Annotated in this window: 7 protein-coding genes and 1 pseudogene; 3 read left to right on the top strand and 5 right to left on the bottom strand. The window is 69.9% G+C overall.

The features are described from left to right. The 3 genes and pseudogenes from GU920_RS16060 to crtA all read right to left on the bottom strand — a co-directional run. Positions 1-577, bottom strand: a pseudogene (locus GU920_RS16060) (magnesium chelatase subunit D); the annotation flags it as partial. Between the two features lie 23 nt (positions 578-600). Beyond that, positions 601-1,605 (bottom strand): magnesium chelatase ATPase subunit I, encoded by a 1,005-nt coding sequence (bchI, locus tag GU920_RS16055; RefSeq protein ID WP_161768063.1) that lies wholly within the window; start codon positions 1,603-1,605, stop codon positions 601-603. A 121-nt stretch (positions 1,606-1,726) separates the two neighbouring features. Beyond that, entirely contained in the window at positions 1,727-2,446 is a 720-nt protein-coding gene (crtA, locus tag GU920_RS16050) for a spheroidene monooxygenase (RefSeq protein ID WP_161768139.1), read from the bottom strand. Between the two features lie 134 nt (positions 2,447-2,580). On the opposite strand from crtA, the gene GU920_RS16045 reads away from it, so the two are divergent. The 3 genes from GU920_RS16045 (at position 2,581) to tspO (ending at position 5,800) form a co-directional block, all read left to right on the top strand. Then, positions 2,581-4,185, top strand: coding sequence for a phytoene desaturase (locus GU920_RS16045; RefSeq protein ID WP_161768062.1), 1,605 nt, complete (start codon positions 2,581-2,583; stop codon positions 4,183-4,185). A gap of 20 nt (positions 4,186-4,205) precedes the next feature. Beyond that, positions 4,206-5,210: a 15-cis-phytoene synthase gene (gene crtB, locus GU920_RS16040; protein ID WP_161768138.1), complete on the top strand. Its 1,005-nt coding sequence runs from the start codon at positions 4,206-4,208 to the stop codon at positions 5,208-5,210. Between the two features lie 128 nt (positions 5,211-5,338). After that, positions 5,339-5,800 (top strand): tryptophan-rich sensory protein TspO, encoded by a 462-nt coding sequence (gene tspO, locus GU920_RS16035; protein WP_161768061.1) that lies wholly within the window; start codon positions 5,339-5,341, stop codon positions 5,798-5,800. A 157-nt stretch (positions 5,801-5,957) separates the two neighbouring features. Here tspO and crtC read toward each other — a convergent pair whose 3' ends face one another. Beyond that, positions 5,958-6,818, bottom strand: coding sequence for a carotenoid 1,2-hydratase (crtC, locus tag GU920_RS16030; RefSeq protein WP_161768137.1), 861 nt, complete (start codon positions 6,816-6,818; stop codon positions 5,958-5,960). Continuing rightward, complete coding sequence (gene crtD / locus GU920_RS16025) at positions 6,782-8,356, bottom strand: 1-hydroxycarotenoid 3,4-desaturase CrtD (RefSeq protein ID WP_161768060.1); 1,575 nt, start codon at positions 8,354-8,356, stop codon at positions 6,782-6,784. Before crtD ends, crtC begins: the two co-directional genes overlap by 37 nt. Positions 8,357-8,411: the final 55 nt, after the last annotated feature.

The following is an 8,411-nucleotide window of genomic DNA, read 5'->3' as shown; positions in this document are numbered from 1 at the left end:
TGGCCAGAAGCGGCGCGCGCAGCGAGGCGATGCCCAGTTCCGCGGCGGCCCGCGTCAGGGCATCGCGCGCCTCGGGCGGCAGGGTGACGCCGGGCAGGCGGGCGCGGGCGGCGGCGAGGGCGGGCGCATCCAGCGCCAGCGGGCGGCTGTGCGACAGGGGGATGTCGGTCAGGTCGAGGAAGAGGCCAAGCCGGTCGGTCAGGGCGGGGGGCAGGGCTTCGTCAGGCTCGGCCCCTTCGTCCAGCGCGATCAGGCCATGCGCGCCATCGTCCAACGCGGCGGCAAGACGGGCGGCAAGGCCGGGCGGGCAGCGTTCGGCCATGGTCAGGACCAGCGCGGCGGGGGTGGCCAGCAGGCCCGCCGTCATCACCGGGCGGCCGGTCGCAAGGGTGGCCGTTAGGTCCAGCCCGCCGAACAGCGCGTCATCGGCGATGCCGGGATGCAGGCGGCGCTGGGGCAGGGGCAGGGCGGCAAGGGCCGCCGTCACGCGGTCGCGCACCGGGCCCGCGCGGGCGCGCAGCCACAGCCCGCGCAGGCCCGCCGGATCGAGGGCGAGACAGGCGAGCGCGGTTTCCACCCGGCCCCAGGGATCGGTGTCGGTCAGGGCAGGACCTCCCCCACGGCGCGGATGACGCGGGTGGTTGATCCCGCCTCGTCCAGTGGATCGCGGCGCAGGCGATGGGACAGGCACATGGGCGCCACGGCCTTGAGGTGGAGGCGACCCACGGTGTCATCCCCTTCGAACGCGGCAAGCGCGCGGGCGGCGCGCAGCAGCGTGAGTTCACCGCGCAGACCATCGGACCCGATGGCGATGCAAAGCGCGGCGCAATCATGCAGCATGCTGCCCGGCGTCTTGACCTGCGGCAGGGCCGCGCGGGCGGCGAGGATGCGGTCGCGCAGGCCTGCATCCTGCATGCGCCATGTTTCCATGAAGGCGCCGTAATTCGATTCATACCCGTCGCGGCGGCGGATCACCTCGACCCTTGTCTCCACGTCGCGGGGGCTGGTCACTTCGACCGACAGGCCGAAGCGATCCAGAAGCTGGGGGCGCAATTCGCCCTCTTCGGGGTTGCCGGAGCCCACCAGCACGAAGCGGGCGGGGTGGCGGATCGACAGGCCTTCGCGTTCCACCACATTCTCGCCCGACTGGGCCACGTCGAGCAGGAGATCGACGATGTGATCCTCGAGCAGGTTGACCTCGTCGATATAGAGATAGCCGCGGTTGGCGCGGGCCAGAAGGCCGGGCTCAAAGGATTTCTCGCCCCGTGTGAGCGCGCGTTCGATATCGAGCGCGCCCACGACGCGATCCTCGGTCACGCCGAGGGGCAGATCGACCACAGGGGTGGGTTTGCGGATCACGCGGCCTGTCGCGCCTTCGGCCCAGACGGGCACCTGATCAGGCGTGGCGGAATTGACGGGGCAGCCTTCCACCGCGTCGATTTCCGGCAGGAGGGCGGCCAGCGCGCGGACGGCGGTGGATTTGCCTGTCCCCCGGTCACCGAAGACGAGGACGCCGCCGATGCCGGGATCGACGGCGGTCAGGATCATGGCCTGTTTCATGGCCTCCTGTCCGACGATGGCGGAAAAGGGGAAGGGTTGTTTCATGGCGTCACCGTCAGGCGGCGGATCTTTTGCGAAGATCCGCGGTTTCGAATGTCCTGCGAAAATTCGGTGCGATCCTTCGTGGAAGGATCGAAGGCAGGCTGTGGCGTCGGGCTGGGCTGTGTCATGCCGCCTCCGCCCGGATCAGATGGGCCAGCGGATCGGCCCCGTTCCATGTGCCCGCGCTGCCAAGGGGGCGGAAGCGGGCGTAGAGTTCTTCATCGAACCAGTTGCCGTCGCGCACGGCGCGGATGGCGCGGGCATGGGGGCCATCGCCCCGGGCAAAGGCGGCCATGCTGGCGGCGTCCGGCCAGACCGAGAAGGTCACCTGATGCAGGAGCGGCAACTCACCGATGCCGATCTTGAAGGCAACGTTCGGATCGCGCCCGATCACCGCCGAGATGGAGGGGACGCGGCGCCAGAAGCGCAGCGCGCGGGCGGGCCGCACGGTGGCGCGCGTCAGCGCGGCAAGCGGGCCGGACATATCGCCCGGCGGGCCGTCTGGCAGGAAGGGGTTCACCCCGGCCCAGCGGCCCCGGGCCGAGACGGGATCGAGGAAGACGGTCCAGCTTTCCGCCGCGCGGGCGCGCCAGCGGCGCCAGACCGGGCTGGTGGCGGTGGCGCTGCGGGCGGCGGCCTCGTCGGGCCAGACGGCGAGGATGGCCCAGACACCCCAGTTGGGGCGGGGGGTGAAGCCTTCGCCGGTGCCTGATCCGCACAGCTTCCAGAACAGGGCGCGCCGTTCCTGCCGCAGGGCATAGCGGGCGGCGGCCATCTGCCCGATCACCCACAGGCGCGGCAGAGCTCCGTCAAAGCGGAAGAGGCTGAGGCTGGTGACGGCGATGGCACGGCCCTCCCGGGCAGGGTGTGTAAACCTACTCTGACAGTATATGCCGCGCAGCGAAAGACTAAATGCGCCTTTTTGCGGCTTCGTCACGGATATTGTAAATTAAAATGGACACTCTATCATCTATCCTCATGACCCAGACACCGCGCCCCCGCCCCGTTGCAGCCCCGGCCCCCTCTGCCGCTTCGCCGGAGGCCAACCATGCCCCCAATCATGCCATTGTCATCGGGGCGGGGCTGGGGGGGCTGGCTTCGGCCATGCGGCTGGGGGCGAAGGGGTGGCGGGTCACGGTGATCGACCGGCTGGACCGGGTGGGGGGGCGCGGCTCTTCGATCACGCAAGGCGGGCATCGCTTCGATCTGGGCCCGACCATCGTGACGGTGCCACAGGGCTTGCGCGATCTCTGGGCCGCCTGCGGGCGGGAGTTTGACCGGGATGTGCGGCTGGTGCCGATGGACCCGTTCTATGAGATCCGCTTTCAGGACGGGTCCACCTTCACCGCGCGGCAGGACGAGGCCGCCATGAAGGCCGAGGTGGCGCGGCTTTCCCCCGGTGATGCAAGGGGTTACGAGAAGTTCCTGAAGGATAGCGAGGCGCGCTACTGGTTTGGTTACGAAGACCTTGGGCGGCGGCCGATGCACCGGCTTGCCGATCTGGTCAAGGTGCTGCCGAAATTCGGGATGATGCGGGCGGATCGGTCCGTCTATGCCCATGCGGCGGGGCGGGTGAAGGATGACCGGCTGCGTTTCGCGCTGTCCTTCCATCCGCTGTTCATCGGGGGCGATCCGTTCAACGTGACGTCAATGTATATCCTTGTCAGCCATCTGGAGAAGGCCTTTGGCGTGCATTACGCCATGGGTGGCGTGCAGGCGATTGCCGATGGCATGGCGCGGGTGATCGCGGCGCAGGGGGGCGAGGTTGTCCACAACACGGAAGTGGATGAGATCGTTGTGGAACACGGCCGTGCGGCGGGGGTGCGCCTGACGGGCGGCGAGGTGATGCGCGCGGGGCTGGTGGTGAGCAATGCCGATGCGGGCCATACCTATACGCGGCTTTTGCGCAACCTGCCGCGGAAGCGCTGGACCGACCGCAAGGTGAAGGATGCCCGTTGGTCGATGGGGCTGTATGTCTGGTATTTCGGGACCAAGGGCACGCGCGCGATGTGGCGCGACGTGGGGCATCACTCCATCGTCGTAGGGCCGCGCTATCGTGAGCATATCAAGGACATCTTCATCCGCGGGAAGCTGGCGGATGACATGAGCCTTTATGTCCACCGCCCCAGCGTGACCGATCCGTCTTGCGCGCCCGAGGGTGACGATACCTTCTATGCGCTGTCGCCCGTGCCGCATCTGGGCTTTGACAACGGGGTGGACTGGGCCGAGGAAGAGCCGCGCTATCGTGCCAAGATGGCGCGGATGCTGGAAGACCGGCTGATCCCCGGCTTCCGCGACCGGATCACCGAAGAGGTGGTCTTCACGCCCGAGACGTTCCGCGACCGCTATCTGTCGCCCTATGGCGCGGGCTTCTCGATCGAGCCGCGGATCCTGCAATCGGCGTGGTTCCGGCCGCACAACATATCCGAGGAACTGCCGGGCCTGTTCCTTGCCGGGGCGGGCACCCATCCGGGGGCGGGGCTGCCCGGTGTGATCGGCACGGCGGAAGTGCTGGGTCAGCTGGTGCCCGATGCGCCGCGCCGTCTGGCCGAGACGCGCGAGTTGCGGATGGCGGCCGAATGACCCACCGCTTGCCCCACCGCATGATCGACCCGCGCGACATGGCCCATTGCCGCGAGGCGATCCGCACCGGATCGCTGTCCTTCCACGCGGCATCGCGGTTGTTGCCGGGGCGGGTGCGCGACCCGGCGCTGGCGCTTTATGCCTTTTGCCGGATGTCGGATGACGCGGTGGACGAGGGGCGAGACAAGGCCGCCGCCGTGCTGTCGCTGCGCGACCGGCTGGATCTGGTCTATCGCGGGCGGCCGTTGAACCAGCCTGCGGACCGGGCCTTTGCCGGCGTGGTCGAGGCGTTCGACATGCCCCGCGCCCTGCCCGAGGCGCTGCTCGAAGGCTTTGCCTGGGATGCGACGGGGCGGGAGTATGACGATCTGTCGGGTGTGCTGGACTATGCCGCGCGCGTCGCGGCGGCGGTGGGCGCGATGATGTGCGTCCTGATGCGGGTGCGTGATGCGGATGCGCTGGCGCGGGCCTGCGATCTGGGGCTGGCGATGCAGTTGACCAACATCGCGCGGGATGTGGGCGAGGATGCGCGGGCCGGGCGGCTTTACCTTCCGCGCCGCTGGCTGATGGCCGAGGGGATCGACCCCGAGGCGTTTCTGGCGCGACCGAAGGCCTATCCCGGCGTGGCGCGGGCCACCCTGCGGCTGCTGGACGAGGCGGAGCGGTTCTACATCCGGGCCGAGGCGGGGGTCCCCTCGCTGCCTCTGTCCTGCCGTCCCGGCATCTATGCCGCGCGGCTGATCTATGATGGCATCGGCGGGCGCGTGCGGCAGGCGCGCGGCGACAGCGTGACGCAGCGGGCGCGCACGGGGCGGGGCTGGAAGATGGCCCGGCTGGCCATGGCTGCGCTGCGGGCAGGCGTTTCGACCGTCGCGCCCGGCCCGGCGGTGCTGCATGCCGCGCCTGCGCCCGAGGTGGCCTTTCTGGTACAGGCGGCGGCGCGGGGGGGCGCGCGGCCCGCACGCAGCGAGGCGCTGCTCACTGTCCTGGCGCAGCTCGAGGCGCGCGATCGCGGGCTGGCCTGAACGGCCCTGCGGCGAACGCGCAGGGCAAATGCCTGAAAAGACGGAAACTCCTTCCTGCCCCGTTTCCGCTTGGACGTGCGGGACGGGCGCGCTAGATCGCTTGGTCTGACTGGATCGGGAGCGATGCGATGGAATTCTTCACCCTGTTTCTGACCTATCTAGCCGCCTGTGGCGCGGCGGCGGCGACAGGGGCCATGTTCCAGCCGGGCGAGTGGTACCGCGCCCTGAACAAGCCGCGCTGGACGCCGCCCGACTGGCTGTTCCCGGTGGCCTGGACGGTGCTTTACCTGTGCATGTCGGCGGCGGCGGCGCGGGTAGCGCTGATCCCCGGCACGGGGCAGGCCTTGGCGCTGTGGTCGGTGCAGATCGCGCTGAACACGCTGTGGACGCCGGTCTTCTTTGGCCTGCGGCGGATCGGGGCGGGGCTGGTGATCATCTTCCTTTTGTGGCTGGCCGTGGCGGCGACGATGGTGGCCTTCTGGCATCACGACACGCTCGCGGGGGCGCTTTTCGCGCCATACCTGCTGTGGGTGACGGTGGCGGGGATGCTGAACCGGTCGGTTTGGGTGCGCAACGCAGTGGCGGCCTAACGTAACAGAGGTTCGGCCCAAAGCGGCTGTGCCGCACGGCGTGGCCACGGCCCGTTCCGCACGGCGTGCGGTCTGCCGGGCTGGCGCGCTACGGCCCTCGGCAGGACTGACCAAAATTCTTTGAAGAACTTTGCAAATTTCTTCGAAGAAATTTGGGTCAGAAGGCCCAGCCTGCCCGCCTTGGTACGCGGACGGCGAGCATGGGCTTCAAGAGCGGCTGGCGGAAACGGGTGAGGTCGAGCGCCTCGTGCACGCCTTGGGTCGTCTCGCCATCCAGCCGGGTTTCCACCACGCTGCGGCTGTAGAAGGGCGCATCCAGCATGGGCAGCACCTGCCGGGGCCGGGTGCCCGGATCGGCGCGGGTTTCGCGCCGGACGAGCCAGCCGGTGCGGGCGAAAGGGGTGCGGGGCGGGGCCGCCACCTCGCGCGCCTCGCCCGAGGGGGTGACTTCGAGGGCGAAATCCTGCTGGGTGCCATCGCGCCATGTGGCATCGTAAAGGCAGAGCGCGCGGTCGCGCATGGGAAAGCGGCCCCATGTCCAGAAATCGAAATCCCGCTCCAGCGCGGTGGTGCCGAAATTGGCGTCGAAATAGCCGTGGCCTTCCCAGGTCTGGCCTTGGGTCAGGTCCACCCGGATCCGGGCGGTGGGGGCGAAGGGGCGCCACTGGTGCCGGGGATGCAGCGCCAGTTCCACGCCGGTGACGGCGCTGGGCGTCAGTGTGATCCGGCCTTTCACGCGGGAGATGAGGGGGGGCGAGGAGACCTCGTCCACGTCGATCACCAGTTCGCGCCCCGTCCAGTGCATGCGCGAGGGGCCGATGGTGAGGGTGTCTTTCGACTGGTGCAGGGCGGCGGTGCCGCGGTCGGTCATGGTGAAGCGCCCGCCGGGGCCGTAGGTGGCGACGTTCAGGCAGACATGGTTCTGCGGGTTCCGGCGGCCCGACCAGGCATACCACGGCGAGAAGACCGATCCGATGAACCCTATGACCGAGACCGCGCGCCGCCCGTCATCCGAGATGCCATCGACATACCACCAGGCATAGCCGTCGGGGCCGACCTCGACGCGGAAATCCGGTCCTGCATGATCGCCTCGGCCGCGTGCATCGCGGAGAGGGCTGCCATCGGCACCCCCGCCCCCGGATGCGCCCCGCCCCCCGCGAGATAGAGCCCCGGCAGCGCCGTCCGGGCGGGTGGGCGCTGGAAGCTCGCCCACGTCCCTTCGGGCGAGCGGCCATAGATCGCGCCCTGAGAGCCCGGAAACAGCCGATCCAACGCAGCGGGTGACAGAAGCGCCTCCGGCCCCGGCGCGGCCAGCGTCAGACCCATGCGGGAGAGGCGGTCGAAGGTGATCTGTCGGCATTGGCGGAACTCCTCGGGGCGCAGGGCGGGCAGGGCGGCGGGGGCGTTCAGGATGATCTCGAAGCGTTCGGGCGTTTGGGCGGGCGCGACGCTGCCGGGGCCGTGGATGCGGTCTTCGGCGCAGAGATAGAGCGTGGGCGCCTCGGGCATGCGGCCCTGCCCGATGGGGCCCCATTCGCGGGCGGGGTCATCGGTGAAGAAGAGGTTGTGATGGGCGAGCGCGGGCGCCTTTGGCCCGTCGGGCGTGGCGGCGAAGGCCCAGACGAGGGCCGACAGGCTGCGCGGTTGCGCAGCGGCGCGGGGCAGGGCGGCAGCGGCAGCGCTGCCCATCCGGCCCGTCACCAGTGCGGCCGGGTCGCCGTTGAAGACCACGGCGCTGCAGGGCAGGGTGCGGCCATCGGCGATCTGCACGCCCGTGACGCGGCCGTTCTGGCGCTGGATCCGCGTGGCGGGAGTGGCATAGCGGAAGGTCACGCCCATGCGTTCGGCCAAGGCGGCCAGCGCGGCGGCAAGGCGGTGCATCCCCCCCTCTACCGCCCAGACGCCCCGCGCCTCGGCCCGCCAGATGAGGGCGAGCACGGCGGGCGCATGGCCGGGGCGCCCGCCCACATAGGTGGCGTATCGGGCGAAAAGCTGGATCAGACGGGGATCGCGGAACTGGCCTTTTAGCCAGCGCTCCAGCGACAGGCCGGGCCGCAGGGCAGGCCAGAGCCGCGGGCGGGCCAGTGCGGCGCGGGCGATGGCGGGCAGATCGGGGCGGGCGGCCTGCATCACGGGGGCGTCGAAGGCGGTGAACATCTCTTCGGCCAGCGCATCGAAGCGCAGGAAGGCCTCGGCCTCTTGCGGGCCGGCGAAGGCGCGGATGCTGGCGGCGTTCTCGTCGCGGTCGGGGGTCAGGTCGAGCGCGTCCGACCCCGGCCACCAGTGGCGGGCCAGCAGGCGCTGCGGGATCAGGGTGAGGTGGTCGTCCAGCCTTTCGCCGTTCAGCGCGAAAAGCGCGTCGAAGACGTGGCGCAGCGTCAGCACGGTGGGGCCGGTATCTACCGGCCCGGCGGGCGAGGGGATGGCGCGCGCCTTGCCGCCGGGGCCGGTGGCCGCTTCGAGGACCGTGACCTTCAGGCCATTGGCCGCCAGCCGGATGGCGGCGGCAAGCCCCCCCATCCCCGCCCCGATCACGATGACGCGGTCCTGATCCATGGGGGGAGTTTAGGCAAGCCCTTGAAGTTGTCCATCATGAATTACAACAAGGTGT

This window comes from Paragemmobacter ruber, from assembly GCF_009908315.1.
Classification (GTDB): Bacteria; Pseudomonadota; Alphaproteobacteria; order Rhodobacterales; family Rhodobacteraceae; genus Paragemmobacter; species Paragemmobacter ruber.
Note: the sequence above shows the minus strand (reverse complement) of the source record. Positions and strands in the feature narration are given on the sequence as shown.